Genomic DNA, 20,107 nt, shown 5'->3' with positions numbered 1-20,107 from the left:
ATGGAGCTAGCCAACCCCGCGACCGTCACTGGTGCTCCAGATTTGGGAGATCCCGCGTACCTCAAGATCCGAGATGTCATTTATCGAATCTCCGGTATCTATCAACCGGAGGAAAAACTGTACCTCCTCGCCTCGCGTTGCGCCCGACGCATGAGTGTCGTGAATGCCAAAACCCCTGCCGAATACCTCGAACAGCTTACTATCGGTGGAAACCGGGATGCGGAGCTGCGGCTGCTGTTAAACGAGATCACCATCGGCGAGACCTATATGTTCCGCAGCCCGCTTCAACTCGAGGCACTGCAGACTGTGATCTTGCCGCAAATGTTGGAGGCAAAGAATAAAAGCGGACTCAAGCGCCTGCGTTTGTGGAGTGCCGGCTGTTCCACTGGCGAGGAGCCCTACACGCTGGCAATGTTCCTGCTCGAACAGAACCAGAAGCTGCTAGCCGGCTGGACTTTCGACATCCTCGCGACTGACATCAATGACCGTTCGCTGGAAGCTGCCAAAGACGGCATCTACGGAGAATACGCCTTGCGCAGCACGAGCGAACTGCTGCGCAAAAAATACTTCAACAGCTATGACGCGAAGCGATTGCAGGTGACAGATCAGCTGAAGTCGCTGATACGCTTTGACCGCGTGAACCTGAATGACGACAGCAGAATGACATTCCTCAAAGGAATGGACCTGATCTTCTGCTGTAACGTTCTTATTTATTTCGATCTCGCCTCTAAGCGCAAAGTGGTGCAGCACTTCTATTCGAATCTACTGCACGGAGGTTATCTGTTCTTAGGACATGCGGAGTCCCTGTATCAGGTCGACGACAGGTTCCGACTGGTCCACTTTCCTGGGACCATGGGCTACTGGAAGCCGCCCATCGGCTATACGGGCGAAAGCAAGCTATGAAGACACTGGATGAAATTCGTGCTCGAATTAAAGAGCTGGAAGTAATGCCGGCCATCCCAGCGATTGTTCAACCCTTAACTGCCATGCTTCGGCTTCCGGCCGAACAAGTCGACCTTGACCGCGTCGTAAAGATGGTCTCATACGACTCCACCATTGCCGCACAATGCCTGCGGATGGCCAACTCCCCTCTGTTCGGAAGGCGGAATACGGAAACCGTGCGCAGCGCCATCATGGCGCTTGGTCTTAAGCGAGTGCAGGCGATTCTGCTTGGCTGTTGCCTGAACCGGATTGTGCCGCCCGACAAATGGGCTCTGGACGCGGTAGTGTTTTGGCGCCATTCGCTGGGCTGCGCGTTAGTGAGCCGGAGGATGGCAAAGCTCATCGGATATCCTGATCCGGAGAAAGCCTATCTCGCGGGACTGCTACACGACCTCGGGATCCTGGTAAACACTCTCACCTCGACCGAGGACTATCGCAGGTGCGTCCAGGCTGCACGTGATGCTCATGTGGCGCTGGAGCGTAGTGAAGAGGAGCATCTCGGCTTCACCCACTGCCAGAGCGGCCGGATCCTGGCCGAACATTGGCATTTTTCTGCCGACGTAATTGAAGTGATCGAGTTTCATCACCACACTGCGGCACCGGAGACGCATCCGCTGGTATCGCTGATCCACCTCAGTGATTTGTTGTGCCGATTGCGCGATTTGGGATACGGATATTACGAGGCAATGGGTGTGGATCTTGCAGGGGAGGAGGCATGGGCCGCGCTGGTCAGCCATTACCCGGCGCTTGCGAACCTGGACCTGACGCGCCTCACGATGGATATCGAAGCATCCATGGACGAAATCGTAGCCGTTGTAGATGAGGTTTTCAGAACGTAGTATTCGGCTACAAGGTCTGGTGCCGATCAGAAGTGAATCTCGAGTGAAACTATCAGCGGAAATCCCTCGAACATCAGGTTGACATCGATCCGGCTGGACTCGGTAAGTGCACGCAGGAGGTAGTCCGCTCCGGTGATTATGGTCGGCACGGAGAGCATACATCCGTCTCCCATGCCGTTGATCTTGTTCTTGAAGTTGCCCGCAATCATGTTACAGACTTCGCCCACCGCATCACACATCTGCGGTCCGGCTGCCGCGGTTTCTACGCCTAACATCTTGGCGGCAATCAGGGTGGCGGAATTGGTAGCACAACGCAGGGTAACGACTCCACGTATCTGTCCCGCGAGCCCCACCATGGAAGTGATGTCGAGCTCCTCGCCCGCAAACGACGTGGGGCCGGGCTCGAGAACGCTTCCGAGCATAGTCTCAAAAACCTCTCGCGCCGCCAGTGTAAGCACGGGCCCCCAGGATTCACAGTCTCCTTTATCCAGGTTCGCGGTCATTGCGCTCAAAGGTTTCATGCCAGCAAGGGAAGGATGTGTTCTTTGACCTGGTCGGCGGTAAACGGCTTACGAATGTAACCGCGCGCCCCGGCTGTTAAGGCCTGTACCACATGGCCTTCGCTACTCTCGGTCGTGATCATCACCACCGGAACTGCCTTGGCATTCTCTACGCTGGACAACTGCTTCACAAATTCCAGACCGTCCATGACCGGCATATTGATGTCGCAAAGAATGAGATGAACTTTTTCCTGGTTTAGGACGCTGAGCGCCTCAGCCCCATTCCCCGCCTCCAGCACCTGCGCGATATTGATACCTGCCTGCCGCAGCGACCGTTCCACAATTTTGCGCATTACCGAGGAATCATCAACAATCAGCACCCGCATGTTGTCCATGGAAACTGTTCCTTTGCGAGCCCAGAGAGCCCGGGAAAACCGCTGCCCCATGTGGTCTCCGCATATTCATCGGCAAGTTCGAACTAGATCTTTAGTTCGCAGACTTCGACAGTCAGCAGCGGGGACGAACCCGCACAACCCTCACGCAGAAATGTAACGGGAGATGGAAAATGCAGTGTTTACTGCAGGTGAGTACGTAACCGTCCCCCCATTTTTTGGTAGGGTTTGTGGATTGAGGAAGTCACCTTAAGTCAGTTACGGGTAGCGGCTTCCGAGCGGGTTGGAGTGACTGCCCGTTCAACTTCGAGGCGTAGGCCATCGATAGCGCGCACCCGGACCTGCTCGCCGGCCTCTACCGTACCGGAAGCAGTGGCATTCCATAGCTCGCCGTGGACGAAAACTTTGCCTTCCGGCGTCAGCGGGGTTCGCGCAATGCCAATTTCGCCAATTAGCCCCTCGACTCCGGTCGTGATCTTCGCCCGCCGCGCTTTTAACGCTATGCCCATCAAGAACGTGGTTATAAGGCCTAGTGGCACGCTCACCGCGAGGGCCGTCCACAGGTGCACCCGCATCTGCGGAATCGGGGTATCGACCAGCAGCAGAGCCCCAATCGTGAGAGCAGCTATCCCGGCCACGGTGAGCACACCGTGGCTGGCAAACTTGGCCTCCAGCGCAAAAAAGACAAACGCCATCAGGATCAGGGCCAGCGCGGTATAACGCACGGGCAGGACGTTAAGTGCGAACACCGCCAGCACTACGAAGAAGAAGCCCACCACCCCCGGCACGATGGCGCCGGGATGGTTGAATTCCACATACAGAGCCAACAGCCCGATCGCCAGCACTATAAAACTGACGTTGGGATCCATCAGAAAACTGAGGATCCGCTGCTTCAACGTCATATCGAGCTCACTGACGTTTTTCCCTGCAAGGTGAAGCGTGAGTTTCTCGCCATTGAAGCGGGTTATCGACTTGCCGTCGAGTTGCTTGAAGAGATCCTGTTCCGTGGGAGCGACCGCATCGACCAGATGCTGGCTCAGTGCCTCCTGATCGGTAAAGGACTTCGACTCCCGTACCGCGCTTTCTGCCACCTGCACATTCCGCCCTCGCTTGCTTACGATGGAACGCATGAAAGCAGCGGAATCGTTGGTCACCTTCTCTTTCATCACATCATCCATCTTGCCCCCGCCCAGCATGACAGGGTGCGCAGCCCCAGTGTTCGTGCCCGGCGCCATGGCGGCCACATCCGCAGACTCCAGAATGAAGAACCCCGCGGAGGCTGCACGACTGCCGGCAGGGGACACGTAAACGATGACCGGCACCGGTGAGGCTAGAATTTTCTCTACGATCTGCCGGGTGGAACTCTCCAATCCCCCGGGAGTGCGCAGTTCGATGAGTACAGCCTCGGCATGCCGTGCCTGGGCCTGATTCAGCGCCCGCGTGATGAATTCTTCGGTAATGGGATGGATCGTGTCGTCAACCACAATCTTCAAAACGTCGGCCGTTGCAGGAAGCGAGAAGAAAAGAAGCGCAACTACCCAAGTAACCCAAAATGTAGAGGGCCCCCACCCGGAGAACGCGCTGCCTCGGCCAAACCTCGGGTTGGGACTGCCAAAATTCTTGGCTGCCTGTTTCATGGCTGCTCACTCCCTAGGCTTCAGTCGCTCTAGCCTCATTTCTTCTCTGCTGTCTTCGCATCCAGGGTTTTTTTCAATTCGAGCGCTGAAGGATTACTCGGTTCGAGCGCCAGTGCGCGACTGAGCTCTTCCGAGGCCGCTTCCAGTCTATTCTGCTTCAGGTTCAGGCGCGCCATCACCAGGAAAGCCTCAGCCGAAGGCTGCATGCGAACCGCAGCATTGGCTTCGCTGGCCGCACCCGCGGAGTTTCCATTTGCCTCGAGTGCCCGTGCCAGCCCAACATGGGCGGCAGCGTTGGTGGGATCGAGCAGGATGGCTTCCCGAAATTCCCGCTCCGCTTCGCTCGGGAAGCCATGATTCATGAGGTCCTGGCCGCGCTCCACGTGATATCGGGCATGCGCCGGGGGAGGGGTTTGTTGCAGACGCATTTCCGCTGCCCGCTGAATTTCCAATGCCAGCTGCCGGTAGGGATTCTCATCGTAGTTGCGCTTGATTCTCTGCAGCGGGATCTTCGTGGCGGTAGCTCCAGGAACGGTGGATCGCAGGGTGCTGGCGCTGGGAGCAACCACATCCAAAAACGCTCTCGCTTCGCCGTCCGATGGTTTCAAATTTAGGACCTCACGCAGCTGGCGGGCGGCATTGGCATGGTCTCCGATGCGGTAGTAGGCGACTGCCAGATTGAAGTGGTAATCCGGGTCGCTCGGATCCGCACTGATGGCCTTCTGCAGATTCTCCAGTTCCGAACGCTTTCCACGGCGGCCTTGTACCACGCCCAGATTGTTATAAATTTCCGTCAGAGGTAATGTGTTGGCTAAATATGCGAAAGCTTCTTCCGCGTGCGCAAAGTCTCCCGCATAGTATGCGGACAAGCCCAGGAAAAAGCTGGCTTCGTGCGAAAACGGGCTGTTGCGCGGAATACGGGCCAACCACGACACCGCGGATTCATACTCACGGTTCTCGTAATAGCTTCTTCCCAGTTGCAAAGCTGCTTGTGGATAGTTGGGGTTCAGGCGGTTGGCTTCACGGAAATACCGGATCTTCTCTGTTCGGGATGTAGCCATGGTGCCACGAATGTAATTTTCAAAGGCATCGAGCCGAACTGTGGGAAAACTGGAAACAAACAGCTGCTTCGCAGGCAGATCCGCAGGATGGATCTGCTCCAGCAAGTCCCAAGCCAGAGCGCCTTCGACATCTACCATCTTGGGCAGCGTCCCCGATTCCTGGAGCTCCGGCGAAAGATGCAACTGTTTCATATCGAGCAACTGCGCCGTGGCACGGAAGATCTTGCCATCGTAGTCATAGTTGCCGAGCACAACGTAGTCGACATCCATCTGCTCGGCGATTAGATATAGGGTGGCGCGAGAAAGCTTGGCGTTTTCAGGAATTCCAGCCCGGTCAAAGGCGGAATCCCGGTCCTGGCGCGCCACGACATACAGCTTCAGCGATGTCATGCGCTCGCCCAGCAGTTCGGGGAAGGACTCGGAAATCCATTCCAGCCCGGGTGCCTGGGAAGCATTCTCGAAAGGTAGGATCAGTAATGTGCGCGCTAAAGTAACCGCTGATTGTGCCGAAGCAGGAGCCACGATACCTGAGATCAGCGCCGCAACGGCAATCGTGCGCAGGAGTTTCACGATAGCTGAATTATAGCGGCTATGATTATCGCCCGGATTCAAGTCATTGGTTGATATCGGCTCACTGGAAAAGGGGAAAGTTCGTTCCCGCATCGGATCATGATGACCCGCAAAGCCGGCGACGTATCCAGGCACTCTTCCATCGTGAAACTGCAAACTCCCTTGTGATAGGTTGAGGGTTTCGCTGGCGGTTGCGAAAGAGGCAAGGTATGAAAGCGATTCAATTTCACGAGTTCGGCGGTCCGGAGGTTCTGCGCTACGAAGATATTCCAGACCCCGTGTTGCGGAAAGATCAGGTTCTAATTCGCGTGAAAGCTTGCGCTTTGAATCATCTGGATTTGTGGATTCGGAAGGGCCTGCCCAACATCACGCTGCCGCATATCAACGGCAGTGACGTCGCCGGAGTGATCGAAGAAGTCGGGGAGTACGTGACCGGGCTGAAGCAAGGTCAGCGTGTGCTGCTGGCGCCTATGACGTTCTGCAACCATTGCGCAGCCTGCACTTCCGGCCAACAGAATTTTTGCCGGGAGTTTACGGTTCTGGGGAATGGCAACCAGGGCGGAAACCGGGAATTGATGGCTGTCCCACCCGTGAACGTCATACCTATTCCCGATCGCCTGGGTTTCAATGAAGCTGCCAGTGTGCCATTGGTGTTTCTGACGGCATGGCACATGCTGGTCTCGCGAGCCCAGATCCGTCCCGGTCAGGTAGTCCTGGTTTTGGGTGCAGGCTCGGGAGTGGGCTCGGCAGCTATCCAGATTGCCAAACTCTTCCACGCCACCGTCATTGCCACCGCCGGAGGCGAAAGCAAACTGACTAAGGCTCGCGAACTCGGGGCCGACTTTATGGTGGATCATTACAAGCAGAAGATCTCCGATGAGGTGAAGAAGATCACAGGCCGCCAGGGTGTGGACATTGTGCTTGAGCATGTAGGCGCCGCAACCTGGGAAGAAAGCATGAAGTCGCTTAAGCCCGGTGGCACGATCGTGACCTGCGGTGCCACCACCGGACCAGAGGCCAAATTCGACATTCGTTTTCTGTTTGTCCGCCAACTGTCTTTTCTAGGCTCGTTCATGGGAACCATGGGAGATCTCTACGAGGTTTTGGGGCACGTGTTCGCTGGGGCACTCAAACCCGTCGTGGATCGAACCTTTCCGCTGAAGGATGCCGCCGAGGCACATCGATATCTGGAGAGCAGTCAGATGTTCGGCAAAGTCGTGCTGGTACCCTGACTACCACTCGCAGGCTCAGAGTCTTAACCTGCGCGCTGGCATCTAATGAGTGCCGCAGCTAAAATAGAGGTGTCATGAACGGCGAAGATCGCTTTGATAATCTTCTGGGCAGCCATCAGCATGCCGCCCCAGTGAATGAAGTTGAGTGGGGAGAGAAGCCGCCCGAGGGCATCGTTTTCGCCCAGCTCGACAAACTTGTCAATTGGGTGCGGAAGAGTTCGATCTGGCCGATGTCTTTTGGGCTCGCCTGCTGCGCCATTGAAATGATGTCGATGGGGGCGTCCCGCTTCGACATCGCTCGATTCGGCGCTGAAGTGTTTCGCCCATCCCCACGCCAGTCGGACCTGATGATCATTGCTGGCCGCGTTTCCTGGAAAATGGCCCCGGTGATTCGCCGCCTCTGGGAACAGATGCCGGAGCCCAAGTGGGTGATCTCCATGGGCGCCTGCGCTACTTCCGGCGGAGTGTTTAACAACTACGCCTTGGTCCAGGGGGTCAATCAGGTCATCCCGGTTGACGTCTACGTGCCAGGATGCCCACCCAGGCCCGAACAGTTGATCTATGCCATCATGATGTTGCAGCAGAAGATCGAAAATGAACGGGGATCTTTCCGCCAGGCTTTGAATCTGAGCTAGATTGGCATTTCCTTTCATACTGGAAATTACTTAGTCCGGCTGGGAATCCTGCTGAGGCATCTGCACAGCCAGGGCGCAAGAATTACCCATCCCAAAATCGCACCCTGCAAGCTAATAGCTTGATTTTCCGCCCCTGCGCGGTTGGCAACCATTGTGCACCGACATAAGCGAGGTGCCTTATGAACGGTTCTAAGGAAGTCATCCTGTGCGTCGATGACGACCCGGAGATTGTTTCAGCTCTGCGGGACCTCCTGGAAGTCCATGGCTATGAGGTTTTGGCCGCCTGTGATGGATCGGAGGCTTTCAAGGCGTTCGACAATGCCGTGGATGCGGTGATTCTGGATTATCAAATGCCGGGCGAAGACGGGATGGCACTTGCAGCCCGGATGAAAGAGTCCAAACCGCACGTTCCCATTCTGATGTTTTCTGGGTACGACAATCTCTCCAGCTGGGAGCTGACTTCTGTGGATCAATTTGTCTCCAAGAGTGGTCCTCCCTCGCAACTCCTTGCCGCTCTCGAGCACCTGCTGGCAGTGCGGTATCCGCCCTTTCAGCGCTGGTTCGGCGACTGGAAAAACCGTATCCACAAGACCGGCCTAAACGGATGGGGGACGCGCAGCTAAGCAACCTCGCGCCAGCGGCGATACTCAAAGCACTCGCTAAAGGAGGAAAAGGGCTTGAATTCAAGACGAGATATGTTGGGAGTTCGCACATTGGCACTGACGGCCGCGGTTTTCGGCCTGCTCCTGCTCGGCGCGGGAGTGCAGCGCGCGGCGGCCGATGATCGGTCCGATTGCCAGCACCGAATCGCCAAAGCGGAGAGGAACTACGATGATGCGTTGCGGCACCACGGTGCCGGCAGCCATGAGGTTCTCGACCGGCAGCGCGACTTGAATGCCGAAAGGGAGAATTGCTGGAATCGAAATCACTCGTGGTGGGACGGGAAAGAAAACCGTTGGCATGAACAACGCGACTGGGATCGAGACGAGCACCACGATCATGATCGCGACCATGATCGCGATCACGACCACGATCATTGATCCGGGGAGCAGGTTTGAGCAGGGCAGGAGTGCCTGTTCCTGCTCAAGTTTGCACTGCCATGTGCAAATTCTTGCAGAGTTCCCGAGAGGGTGCACTTAAGCCTTTTCTTTGCAGCGCCTAACTTGGAACTCTGATTGCACTTCTAGCTTGGGTTATTCAGACCGCGGTGTCCCCGGCCGCTCTCGCCTGGCGAGAGCTTTCCGGGAAGGGGCGAAGGGGCCGCGATTAAGATGGGACCAGCAAGATCGGGGTATCGGGGCATTAGGACGTTTCTTCTGGTGACCGCAGGCTTGCTGCTATGCGGGGTTCATGTATTTTGCCAGACCCGCGCCAGCGATTTTCCCGATGCCCCTCAGCCGGCCATTTCCGCTCGCAGCGGCGCGCTGAATCCGAATAGCTTTAGATTTGCAGCCCCCGCCTGGCGGCCCTCGCACCCAGCCACCACAGACGCGCAAGCGTTGCGGGCATGGCATCCTGACCCTATAGACTTCAGCTCTCGGGTTCCGTCAGCTCCTGCTGAGGAAGAGCAATTGGTAGCCCGGCCGTCTTTCAAGCATTTTCCAGTTCGCCCGGGACCGACGACCCTGAGTCAGCCGCAATATTCTCCGAACATGCTTGCATTAGCCGGCCGTTCCTACGCGGCTGCTTTTCTGCCGCGCCTGTCGCGCCGCATTCCAGACGATTCGCCAGTCAAGTGGATTATTTCCGGCCGCTGGGCTGGGCAGAAGTTCTGATACTCGCCTTAACAACACCGCCCAGGCCGGATTTTTGGCCGGCCAGCCGCAACCCTGCCGCTATTTTCTTTGCGCCCACGCCATCCCATCCGGCCCGGACCCGGTGGGGATGTGGTCGATGACTTCGAGGGTCTTTAGATCGACAACCGCCACAGCATTGTCGCCAGCAACCGCAATATAAGCTCGCTCCCCGTCTGGTGTGATCAGGATTCCTTCCGGCTGATGACCTGGCTTGAGGCGCTTAACCTCCTTGCGGGCGGCTGCGTCGAGCACCAGTAGCTCGTCGCCTTCCATGTCCGAGATGAGCACCAGCTTGCCATCTGGCGTGAACTTGAGTCGATTCGAGCGTTTGGTGTGCAGGTCCAGAGTCTGAGAAACGCGGCGGCCGCCGATATCGATGATTGAGACGCCTCCATCGCGGGAATGGGCCGTCCAAAGCTCTTTGCCATCGGGCGAGAGGTCAATTCCCTCTGGCCCTTTGCCTACAGGTATTACGGCTTCATTCCAGCCGGGCGGGGTGGTTGCTTTTTCGATGACAGTCACGCTATCGGAACCAATGTTGGCGGTGAAAATTCTGGTCAGATCCGCGCTCAGGACGACCATGTGCGTGAGATTCTGGCCAGTGCCCAGCAGCCAATCGACGCGATCGCCGGCCGGATCGTACCTCCCAATCAGCTTGTTGACCTCGGCGGTGAAATAGACCTTGCCATCGCCGAAGGCCATTCCGTGAGGACGGCGCAAGGCTCCTAAATCAACTCGGCGAAGCTCCTTTCCACCGGCAATATCCACCACCGAAATCGTGCTGCCCGGCTCGCGGGCGCCATAATTGGCTACAAATGCAGTTTTTCCGTCGCTGGATACGGTAACTTCGTGGGGACCTTCGCCAGTGGGGACTTTGTTTACTATCTTCCGGGTTGCTGGATCCACCATCACCAGCGAGTTCTCGCTCTTGTTGAGAACCAGCAACAACGGATCTTGAGCCATGGCTGTGCACGCAAACAGCAGAAGGGAAGAGAACAGACAAGCTTGGGTCATGGAAGGGCTCGCAAAATCGGCCATTAATCTACACTTCAGGGGGCCGACGAGCCAAGCCCCGAACCTGTCGCCCCAAGGTAACCACGATTCTCGCGGGTAACGGCATGGTCACAGTGTCCCGCTGGTCAATCCATCTTTCAGGAATCCGAGCCGCACACGAATACACCAAGGGCAGGGTAACAATGGAACGCTTCCGGCCTAGACTCGTAAGCACTCCTATGAGCCTCGCCACCTTTGCCGAGCGATTCTTCACCAGCCCCGCCAGGCGCCCCGGACGCCATGAACATCTCTCACTTGAGTTTTCCGGGGGTAATTATCTGATTCACACCTACGACTCGCCGGGTGAGACACCGTTTATTGAGGTGCGCATTCGCCTGCGTGTCCGCTGGAGCGACGCTACGCCCAGCGAACTGCGTTGCCGCAGCCTGCTGCTGCATCACGGTCGCATGATGGACGGCTTCCCGCCTTACTTATTCGAGTTCGAGCCCGACCAGCCACACGCAAAAGCCACTGCCGGCTCAACACGCATGCAGGCAAAAGGCGATCATCGTCTGGTGTTGGTCGCGCGCAAATATTATCCGCAGGGAATTCCCGCTCCTTATCTCGACAACCTTCCCTTACGCATCAAAGCGCATTTCAGGGAAACTTCGGGCGAGACTGCGGAGTTGCGCGGCGGTATTGGATCGAGCGGCAAGGCAGTCCTGCGCGGCGGGTGCAAACCTATTGCGCCGGCATCGCAGCCGCAGGTGATTAAATCCGCAGACGCTTCCAGCGTCCCCGTCTGAATAACAGAACGCCCGCAGTCGCGATCGCAGCTTCCGCGATCACAATCGAAAAATACACTCCTCTGGACTGAAGCCCGGCTGGAATGGCCAGCCCATAAGCCAGGGGGACCTCCAGGAACCAGAAGCCAAACAGGTTGACCACAGTGGGAGTAACCGTGTCTCCCGCTCCGTTAAAAGCCTGCAGCATCACCATGCCGTATGCATATCCAATGTTCCCGTAGCTCAGGATTCGCAGGCAGGTGGTAGCCAGCGGTGCGACCTGGGGATCATGCGTAAACAACCGCACCAGCGGGTCGGCGAACAGGACAAAGAAGACGCCGACCCCTCCCAGGAACAGCATATTGTAGAGACCAGTGCGCCACACCGAACTCTCCGCGCGCTCCGGTTTCTCGGCCCCTAGATTCTGCCCAACCAGTGTGGCGGCTGCATTGCTTAACCCCCAGGACGGCAGAATCACGAAGATGATGATGCGAATCGCTATGGTATAGCCGGCGATGGCAGCAGCCCCAAACGTGCTCACGATGCGAACCAGGCCGATCCAGCTGGTGTGCGCGATCATGAACTGCAGAATGCCCGTGAATGACACGCGCAGCAGCCGCAGCAAGACACGGATATTGAGCCGAATCTGGTGGCGCAATACGCGGATCCGCTCCGTGCCCCGCAGCAGCCGATAGAACTGATAGAGCACCCCAATGCCCCTGCCGGTGAAGGTTGCCAGGGCTGCTCCAGTCACTCCCAGCCGTGGAAACGGACCAAGTCCGAAGATAAGGCAGGGATCGAGCACCAGGTTGATGATGTTTGAAACCCACAACAGCCTCATAGCAATGGCCGCATCGCCGGCTCCGCGGAAGATGGCATTGTTCAGGAACAGCAGAAGCACGACCCCGCTGCCGCCCAGGGCAATGCGGGCATAGCCGCTGCCAATCGCGACCACCTCCGCCGATGCCCCCATCAGCCGCAGGAGATTTGGCGCAAAGAGTAAACAGGGAAGGCCTACGATTGCGGACGCGGTCAAGCCCAGGATGATTGCTTGCACTCCGGCCACCGCAGCTTCCTCCGGATTCTTCTCACCGATCCGCCTGGCCACCATCGCAGTGGTGGCCATGCTCAGGCCCATGGCCACTGCGAAGATCAGCGTGATCAGGGATTCGGTCAACCCCACCGTGGCTACGGCTTCTGCTCCCAAACGGCTGACCCAGAACACGTCCACCACGGCGAACAGCGATTCCAGCACCATCTCCAGCACCATCGGAATCGCCAGCAGCAGAATCGCCCGGTTCAGGCTTCCGCTGGTGTAGTCCTGGTGAGACCCACGGATCGCTTCACGAATCGAGTGCCACAGTCCCGGTTGAGGCGTGACTACGCCGACTGCTTCCATGATGACCTCATCCACAGCTCAAGAAGCTGAAGGCAAGAAATTCAAGACGAGCTGATGACGACAGATCTGCCGCGATCGCAGACTAGAGGATTGGCGAGTTAGTAGCGGATGTACATGTTTCTGTGGCCTTGTGACTCTGCAGGTTTGGCCCCACGGCTAGAACACTGACGAGATTGTAAGTGGAACGCTGTGATTGGGCAAGTGGGCAGCCGCGAAAATGCATAGGGTAAACGAAAACTTAAGGTATTGTATGGGAATTGCTCTCTGTAGACCGCTTAATTACCAGTGTTTTTATCGGATTTAGGAACTTTCAGCCGTTTTCCCCGTTCATTCTCTTGTTCACTGTACCGACGTGCTTTGTCGGCCACCGCCGAGAGACGGTACTCTCGATCTTGCACGTGGGGAGTTGCATTTGCGATTCAGGGCCGTACTCTTAGGGTTAACGATTCTCTTGGCCAATACGTGCTGGCCACAATCTGCACATCTGGCCGCGGCTCCAGAGTTGCACGCGGCAGGTCTGGAAACCGGGAACGAGCGCCTCTCGGTCGATGACTCCGAGCCATTGGCGGTCTTTCATTCCTCGGTGCAAGAGGTGAATGTCGTCTTCACGGCTACCAACCGCCATGGCAAGTTGAAAAGGAATCTGCGGGCCTCCGATCTCACCGTTTTGGACGATGGCAAGCCGCCGGCCGCAGTTCACAGCTTCGAGAACGAGACCAACCTGCCGCTGCGAGTTGGGCTGGTAATGGACGTCAGCGGCTCTATCCGGGGACGTTTCAACTTCGAACAGGAATCCGCTGTCAGCTTTTTCCGTCAGATTGTCCGGCCGGGAATCGACCAGGCATTTGTGGTCACCTTCAATTCCGTCCCCACGCTTACCCAGGACTTCAGCGATGACCCTGCGGTTCTGGAGCGAGGCGTCAGAACAGTCAATGCGGGCGGTGGTTCGGCCGTCTACGACGCAATCGACTTTGCCGCTGCCGAAAAACTCATGCGTTGCAAGTCGAACCAGCCGGTTCGCCGGGTGATCATCCTGCTCAGCGATGGCGAAGACAATCAGAGCCGGGCGACGCAGGCACAGGTCATTGAAGCCGCCACCCGCGCCGAGGTCACCGTGTTTGCCATCAGCTCAAACTACAGCAACATCAAAAGCCGTGGCGACGTGCTGATGGAAAAACTGGCGGAGGAGACGGGTGGACGGGTTTTCTATCCTGGCAAGATCGAGGATGTTTCCCACGCCTTCAAGATGATCGAGGAAGAGCTGCGCAGCCAATACGCGCTCTCCTACAAGCCGGCCGACTTCGTCGCCAACGGACACTTCCGGCCCATCCAGATTTCCGCGCGCGACGATAAGAACGTGATCGTGCGCGTGCGCAAAGGATATTTTGTTCCTACGGACTAGAAAACCACTCCGAAATCAGTTCTCATCACGAGGCCGGTTTTCTCGCGAAAATGTACGCCCATGAAAGGCTACGCGTCAGCCGCTCCCTCCAGAGCCGCATAGATGCTGGGTTTTAGCCCCTGGGGAAAAGGACGCTTACCCCGTTGGTTCACATGAAATAGCCAAAGATAGCCTCACTGCTCGACCGACGCCAAAATGTAATCGGTCAGCAGCTTTTCTGTCTGCTCGTGCATGCCGCGCGTGTTGTAGTTGGTGCTCGTGAGCACTGCAACCAGATCGAGTTGAGGCACCACCACAATCTTGTTTCCGCCATTCCCCGACATGAAGAATGCCGGATAGCTCTTCCCACCCGATTTAAATGACTTGATCCACCAAAGATAACCATATTCCGTTGTTTCATCGATGCGAGCGTGAGGGCGGATGGAATTTCGTACCCACTCCTCATTTACGATCTGTTTCCCCTGCCAGCGTCCGCTGTTCAGATACAGTTGCCCGATTTTCAGCAGGTCGCGGCTGGTCAGGCGCAAACCGCCTCCGGTTTGGGGGATGTTGAGCGGCGAGTATACCCATTGCACATTCGTGATCCCCAGAGGTGCAAACAACTTCTGCTGAGCATAGCGATCCGTGCCCATTCCGGTGGTTTTCTGCAGAATTTCGCTCAGCGCGAACACCCCGCCGGTGCAATAGCTGAAATAGCGCCCATAAGGAGGCGGTTCCACTTGCTCGCCTAAGTGCATGCGTCCACGAATCGGCAAGTCCAGAATGAATTGCGCCCAGTCTTCCACCAGATACATGCGCTCTTCATTACCCCGGGATGCATCGTTCCAGTCATCGCACTCGAGAGGAGAGCTCATGGTGAGGAAGTCCTCCACCGTGATCGCGGCTTTGCGCGGATCGGGATTCTGCAACCGGCGCGCACGATCGGGCAGCAGCGACAGCACCTTAGCATCAACGCCACTCAACTTCCGGTCCTGGATGGCGATGCCGACCAGTATGTCAGTAATGCTTTTGGTCGCAGACCGCGTGTCACGCAGGGTATTTGCATCGCCGTCGACATAATCCTCGTAGGCGAGCTTCCCACGCCGTGCGATCAGAATGCTTCCTATCTTCTTGAACTGTTCGGAACGGACAGCGGCGCTCATTGCCTGAAGTTTTGCTTCCGAGAGTCCGCTATCCACGGCGGTGGCCTTTACCCAATTGCCCGGCTCTTGTCCTTGAACGAGCACTGTAAAGGCGCAGATCGCATATGCGGTTGTCAACAGGCGGAAATATGCCAACACGGTTGTTCCTCACAACTCAGACGCCCAACATCAGCAATCGTCATCAGGTTCTGAGCAATCCTGCTGTCGCGCGTCCCTGAAATCGGCTCGTCCCGGGAAGCCTCTCCAGGAGAGGCAAATCAGCCCATCAGAAAACTCACACCCTAGCCCCGGATCCCAGGTCCGGCCACCATCGTTTTTCCCACCATTTTGTCCGAAATTCCAGGACTCAAAACATGCCACTCTGTGCTAGCATCCCGCGCACGCAGCCTGCGTTTTCCGATTATTTCTTCCTGGTGTCACTGTGGAATCTCGCGTGGGGCTTCACATCGTGCTTCGCTCAGCGCTGTTATTTCTTGGTATCACTCTGGTGTTTTTCAAACTTGCACCTGATTCCTTCGCCCAATCGACGGATGAAGTACCTATAGATCCGCCAGAGCGTCCCCTCGCATCGAATTTTCCCAATGCCTCTGGTACCGGATCTTTCCCGGCGCGTCTCAGGCCCTTGCAAATTGATGTGAATCTGGTGCTGGTGCCGGTAACTGTGACTGACGCTGCCAATCGTCCGGTCATGGATCTCGAGCTGCAAAATTTCTCGGTCTACGAGCAGGAACAGCCGCAGAAAATCCGCTATTTTTCGACCGAGGACGCGCCCATATCCGTGGGACTGATTGTCGACGTCAGCAAAAGCATGAGCAACAAGATTGACGCGGTGCGCGAGGCTGTTGGCGAGTTCTTCCGAATTGCAAATCCGGAAGACGACTATTTTGTGATCACCTTTGCCGATCGCCCCCGGGTGCTGGCAGATACAACCCAGTCCGTGGGCACGATCCGGGAAAAGCTGGCGTCGATCACTCCCGCGGGCCACACCGCGCTGCTCGACGCGATTTATCTTGCCGAGGCCAAAATGCGCTCGGCAACCTACTCGCGGCGCGCCTTGCTCATCATCTCCGATGGCGGTGACAATCACAGCCGGTATCGCGCGAAGGAGATCCGCCAACTGGTGCAGGAAGCCGACGTTGAAATCTACGCCATAGGGATTTTCGATAGCACCTTCAAGACCCCGGAAGAGTGGGCGGGGAAGCGCCTGCTAACCGATATCACCGGCGCCACCGGGGGGCGCTGCGTTACTCTCGATCACTTGCGAGAACTCCCACAGATCACAGCCGACATCAGTTGGGAGTTGCGGAGCCAATATGTTCTGGGATACCGCCCGGAGACTGTGTCGCGAGACAATCAATGGCACACCATTAAAGTCAGAGTGGCGGCGCCGGAGGGTGTTCCTCTGCAGGTCCATGCCAAGAAGGGTTACCTGGCGACTGCCCGGTAAGCCGCTGCCTTTCGTGATCAATCCTTGGCACTGGGGCCAGGACAATCGAGCCCTTCGCCCACATTAGTCGAGACTCCCGCATCTCCCGCCAAATACCTCCCCGAGGCAGCAAGATTCGGATAGATTTGGAGAGTCGACTTCTGAACCATATAAGCGATATTCCTGGGAGGAATTGTGAACGAAACCCCGCAACAATACATGCAGCGGATTCAGGGCCATCTCGCTGGCGCCGATCCCCTGGTCGTTCTCGAAGCTACAGCCGACAGGCTCGCTAGGGTGGTACAAGGCAAAAGCAGCGACATTCTGCATCGACGCCCTTCTCCCGAGCGCTGGTCAGTTGCCGAAATCGTTATGCACCTGGCGGAAGCCGAACTGGTGATCGCTTACCGAGTCCGAATCATTCTGGAGAAGAACGGCGTGCCCATTCCGGCGTTTGATCAGGATGTGTGGGCGCGCCGATACCGCGATGCCCAGATCAAGCCTGCATTAGAAATGCACCGCGGCCTGCGGCAGGCGAACCTGGCTCTGTACAGATCGTTTTCGCCGGAACAGTGGGAGCAGTACGGGATGCATTCCGAGCGTGGCAAGGAGAGCATCCGCCAGATCGTAAACCTGGCTGCGGGCCACGATCTGAATCATATGAAACAGATTGAGGAGATTCTTGCGCCGAGCTAGCGCGATTGACCACGACCTCGTTCGTTCCGTCGCAACCCAGATGATGAACTCTGCCCGACTCGAGATTGATGGCAAGAGTATCCCTGTGAAGCGCACCAGCTCGCAGCGCTTGCGGACCGTGACGTTCCGCATGGGCGGACGTGAGTTCGTGGCCATCGAGCAGAATCCGGAAAAGCCGAGTCGCTGGGGTCAGCTCGCGCAGGCAGGGCATCGGGTGGTCCAGTTCAAAGATGTCGAGAGCAATCGGTTCGTGGCCGTTAGCGTCGATGGCGAGGTGAAAGAGTACGGCCGGCTGGGAGAGCAAGAGTAGGGAATCAGGCCCGCGGCAGATCTACTAGTCAGACTTCCGTTGTTCAGATGGGTGGCTTTCCGGCAAACGCCTCCGCAATCGGCACCTGTGAGTGCACTCAAAACCTCCAAATTCCTGCATGGTATCCTGAAAATCGACCTTCGAGAGTGCTTGCAAGACCAAGGTTCCGCAGCAGTGGCGAATCTAGAACATTCAGGAATGCGGAGTCCGCAATCGAACCGAGAAGGCTTGAGCACAGCTACGTTTCGCAATTCCGAACGGGCTCGGCAGAATCTGAACCTGATCGCGCAGCGAGTGCCGTTGTCGATCCGTCAAGCCATTCCACCCCTGCTCAGCGATTCGCCTGACCCCGATTCAGCTCTCAATCTGTTCGAGCGACTCACCCAAGCCGCGGGACCTGAGCTTTTCCGATTGCTGGAAAAGCATCCGCCACTCATTCACTATGCTCTGGCGGTCTTTGAATACAGCCAGTTCCTGGGCGAGACCCTGATTCGCAACCAGGACCTTTTTCCTGCCTTCCTTCGCGAGAAAAATCTCGACCGCTCGCATTCCTCCGAAGAATTTCGTGAGAGTTTTGCCCGCTACCGTTCACGTTCCTTCGAGACCGACCTATCCATGCTGCTGGCGCGATTCAAGCGTCGTGAGTACGTGCGCATCATGCTGCGCGACGTCCTGGGCATCGCTACCCTGGCCGAGACCACGGCTGAGATTTCCAGCCTGGCGGATGTTCTGCTGGATGAAGCCCTCCGCGAGGTCGAATCGCAACTCAGCCGGCGATTTGGCAAGCCGCAACGGCTGGATCCGGATGGACGCCTGATCGATACGCCATTCTCGATTCTGGCTTTGGGCAAGCTCGGTGGCAACGAACTCAATTATTCTTCCGACATCGACCTGCTCTTCCTTTACGGCGATGGCGAGCCTGGCGAGGAGCCCGTTTCCATTTCCAATCGTGAGTATTTCATACGCCTGGCACAATTAGTCACCGAGGTGCTCTCCAGAGCGACCAGCGAAGGCGCCGTGTTTCGCATTGACCTCCGCCTCCGGCCGCGAGGAAGGGAAGGCGAGCCCGCGATTTCCTACAGCGAGGCGATTCGCTACTACTCTGAGGTGGCCCATGACTGGGAATTGCAAGCTCTGATCAAGATCCGCCACGCCGCTGGCGATGTTCCCTTGTCGCGGCGGTTCCTGCGCACGGTGCAACCATTCGTGTACACCGAACAGATCAACTTCGAGGCCATCGAAACCGCCCTGGAAACGCGCGACCGGATCCAGACTCGCCGGAGGCAGGCGATAGCTACCGGGCAGGATACGATTGACGTGAAGCTCGATCGCGGCGGGATTCGCGACATCGAATTCCTGGTGCAGTGCCTGCAGCGCGTCTATGGAGGTCCGGAACCCTGGTTGCGCTCTGGCGGCACGCTTTTCTCGCTGCAGAAGCTGCACGACAAACGCCACATCAGCGGCCGCGATTTTCACCAGCTGACCACCGCCTACGAATTCCTGCGCCGCGTGGAACACCGCTTGCAGCTACGGCATGGGCAGCAATTGCATCGCCTGCCGGTGGAAGCGGACGACTTGCAGTTTGTGACACGCTCTCTCGGCAGCGACCCCACACAAACCGGCAACCACGTTGTCAAGGCATTGCGCGAACGCATGGAACGTGTGGCTGAGATCTATGACCGGATCATTCACCATCAACAGCGGCACCGTCTGGAGGACCACGGGACAACAGAATTTCGCTTGCGCGACACTCTGTTTGAAATTGGACAGGACCATTCCGAGCGCCAGATTCTGGAGCGGCTCGCGACCGATTCGCCACCACTTTACGAGATTGCCGGCCGCCGCGATCTTCCGCCACAGGTCCATCGCGCTCTGTTCCGCTTCCTCAGCTCGGCTTTCACCAGTTCAGAGCGATACGCGGCGGTAGTCACCAATGCTTCCGCCCTTGAGCGCGCCTTGTGCATCTTCGGGGTCAGCGAGCTGCTCACGGACACGTTGATCCGGCATCCGGAGGAGATCTCCGCATTAACCGATATGGGTCCGGAAGGCCAGCCCTCGCCGGACGGTAATGGACTCAGCTTCCCCGATTCCACATCGTCAGGTTCGGGAGCCAGAGCTAGCGCCTTCGCTGATTTCTTGGCTTCAGAGGCGGTAGCGGAGGACCAACGACTGGCCTTGCTTCGGCGGCAGTACCGGCATCGGATTCTGGTTTCCGGCGCCCGCGATGTGGTTGCAGGCCGCAATGTTTATCACTCACTCGCCGACAACAGCGCCGCCGCTGAGGAAGCGATCCAGGCCGCTTTCGCGCTTAGCGATAAGCCGGCAGGGTTCGCAGTGCTGGCTCTGGGGC

20 protein-coding genes are annotated in these 20,107 nt (G+C 57.2%); 12 read left to right on the top strand and 8 right to left on the bottom strand.

The features are described 5' to 3' along the window. A partial coding sequence (locus VEG30_11105) for a protein-glutamate O-methyltransferase CheR (GenBank protein ID HXZ80469.1) occupies positions 1-903 on the top strand: 903 nt, incomplete at its 5' end. Further along, entirely contained in the window at positions 900-1,781 is an 882-nt protein-coding gene (locus VEG30_11100) for an HDOD domain-containing protein (GenBank protein ID HXZ80468.1), read from the top strand. The genes VEG30_11105 and VEG30_11100, both read left to right, overlap by 4 nt. Before the next feature lie 26 nt (positions 1,782-1,807). Here the strand turns inward: VEG30_11100 and VEG30_11095 are convergent, their stop codons facing one another. The 4 genes from VEG30_11095 to VEG30_11080 all read right to left on the bottom strand — a co-directional run bounded on the left by VEG30_11095 (position 1,808) and on the right by VEG30_11080 (position 5,941). Then, complete coding sequence (locus VEG30_11095; GenBank protein HXZ80467.1) at positions 1,808-2,284, bottom strand: chemotaxis protein CheX; 477 nt, start codon at positions 2,282-2,284, stop codon at positions 1,808-1,810. Between the two features lie 14 nt (positions 2,285-2,298). Next, positions 2,299-2,676 (bottom strand): response regulator, encoded by a 378-nt coding sequence (locus VEG30_11090; GenBank protein ID HXZ80466.1) that lies wholly within the window; start codon positions 2,674-2,676, stop codon positions 2,299-2,301. A gap of 251 nt (positions 2,677-2,927) precedes the next feature. Next, complete coding sequence (locus VEG30_11085; GenBank protein ID HXZ80465.1) at positions 2,928-4,310, bottom strand: nodulation protein NfeD; 1,383 nt, start codon at positions 4,308-4,310, stop codon at positions 2,928-2,930. 35 nt (positions 4,311-4,345) lie between these two features. Next, complete coding sequence (locus VEG30_11080; protein ID HXZ80464.1) at positions 4,346-5,941, bottom strand: tetratricopeptide repeat protein; 1,596 nt, start codon at positions 5,939-5,941, stop codon at positions 4,346-4,348. Positions 5,942-6,150: 209 nt separating this feature from the next. Between VEG30_11080 and VEG30_11075 the strand changes: the two genes are divergently transcribed. From VEG30_11075 to VEG30_11065, 3 genes are all read left to right on the top strand, one after another. Then, the gene (locus VEG30_11075) at positions 6,151-7,173 is read left to right on the top strand and encodes a zinc-binding dehydrogenase (GenBank protein HXZ80463.1); all 1,023 of its coding nucleotides are present in this window, start codon (positions 6,151-6,153) and stop codon (positions 7,171-7,173) included. A 74-nt stretch (positions 7,174-7,247) separates the two neighbouring features. After that, positions 7,248-7,808, top strand: a complete 561-nt coding sequence (locus VEG30_11070) for an NADH-quinone oxidoreductase subunit B family protein (protein HXZ80462.1) — start codon at positions 7,248-7,250, stop codon at positions 7,806-7,808. A 179-nt stretch (positions 7,809-7,987) separates the two neighbouring features. Beyond that, positions 7,988-8,431, top strand: coding sequence for a response regulator (locus tag VEG30_11065; GenBank protein HXZ80461.1), 444 nt, complete (start codon positions 7,988-7,990; stop codon positions 8,429-8,431). Positions 8,432-8,491: 60 nt separating this feature from the next. Here VEG30_11065 and VEG30_11060 read toward each other — a convergent pair whose 3' ends face one another. Beyond that, a complete protein-coding gene (locus tag VEG30_11060; GenBank protein ID HXZ80460.1) occupies positions 8,492-8,839 on the bottom strand; it encodes a hypothetical protein in 348 nt (115 codons plus the stop codon). A gap of 240 nt (positions 8,840-9,079) precedes the next feature. Between VEG30_11060 and VEG30_11055 the strand changes: the two genes are divergently transcribed. Then, on the top strand, positions 9,080-9,583 hold the full coding sequence (locus tag VEG30_11055) for a hypothetical protein (GenBank protein ID HXZ80459.1): 504 nt from the start codon (positions 9,080-9,082) through the stop codon (positions 9,581-9,583). A gap of 60 nt (positions 9,584-9,643) precedes the next feature. Here VEG30_11055 and VEG30_11050 read toward each other — a convergent pair whose 3' ends face one another. Further along, positions 9,644-10,618 (bottom strand): YncE family protein, encoded by a 975-nt coding sequence (locus VEG30_11050; protein ID HXZ80458.1) that lies wholly within the window; start codon positions 10,616-10,618, stop codon positions 9,644-9,646. Positions 10,619-10,836: 218 nt separating this feature from the next. On the opposite strand from VEG30_11050, the gene VEG30_11045 reads away from it, so the two are divergent. Continuing rightward, positions 10,837-11,403, top strand: a complete 567-nt coding sequence (locus VEG30_11045; GenBank protein ID HXZ80457.1) for a hypothetical protein — start codon at positions 10,837-10,839, stop codon at positions 11,401-11,403. Here the strand turns inward: VEG30_11045 and VEG30_11040 are convergent. Then, a complete protein-coding gene (locus VEG30_11040) occupies positions 11,369-12,781 on the bottom strand; it encodes an MATE family efflux transporter (protein ID HXZ80456.1) in 1,413 nt (470 codons plus the stop codon). The genes VEG30_11045 and VEG30_11040 overlap by 35 nt on opposite strands. 412 nt (positions 12,782-13,193) lie before the next feature. Here VEG30_11040 and VEG30_11035 point away from each other — a divergent pair, with 412 nt between their 5' ends. Continuing rightward, positions 13,194-14,183 (top strand): VWA domain-containing protein, encoded by a 990-nt coding sequence (locus tag VEG30_11035; protein ID HXZ80455.1) that lies wholly within the window; start codon positions 13,194-13,196, stop codon positions 14,181-14,183. A gap of 173 nt (positions 14,184-14,356) precedes the next feature. Here the strand turns inward: VEG30_11035 and VEG30_11030 are convergent, their stop codons facing one another. Then, positions 14,357-15,460, bottom strand: coding sequence for a serine hydrolase (locus tag VEG30_11030; protein ID HXZ80454.1), 1,104 nt, complete (start codon positions 15,458-15,460; stop codon positions 14,357-14,359). Positions 15,461-15,758: 298 nt separating this feature from the next. Here VEG30_11030 and VEG30_11025 point away from each other — a divergent pair, with 298 nt between their 5' ends. From VEG30_11025 to VEG30_11010, 4 genes are all read left to right on the top strand, one after another. Then, positions 15,759-16,772 (top strand): VWA domain-containing protein, encoded by a 1,014-nt coding sequence (locus VEG30_11025; GenBank protein HXZ80453.1) that lies wholly within the window; start codon positions 15,759-15,761, stop codon positions 16,770-16,772. Positions 16,773-16,946: 174 nt separating this feature from the next. Beyond that, complete coding sequence (locus tag VEG30_11020; GenBank protein HXZ80452.1) at positions 16,947-17,447, top strand: DinB family protein; 501 nt, start codon at positions 16,947-16,949, stop codon at positions 17,445-17,447. Beyond that, positions 17,434-17,757 (top strand): hypothetical protein, encoded by a 324-nt coding sequence (locus VEG30_11015; GenBank protein ID HXZ80451.1) that lies wholly within the window; start codon positions 17,434-17,436, stop codon positions 17,755-17,757. The genes VEG30_11020 and VEG30_11015 overlap by 14 nt, the downstream gene beginning before the upstream one ends. A gap of 228 nt (positions 17,758-17,985) precedes the next feature. Further along, the coding region (locus VEG30_11010; protein HXZ80450.1) for a hypothetical protein at positions 17,986-20,107 on the top strand (2,122 nt) is incomplete at its 3' end.

This window comes from Terriglobales bacterium (genome assembly GCA_035624455.1).
GTDB lineage: Bacteria > Acidobacteriota > Terriglobia > Terriglobales > Acidobacteriaceae > DASPRM01.
This window is presented reverse-complemented; position numbering and strand designations above follow the sequence as displayed.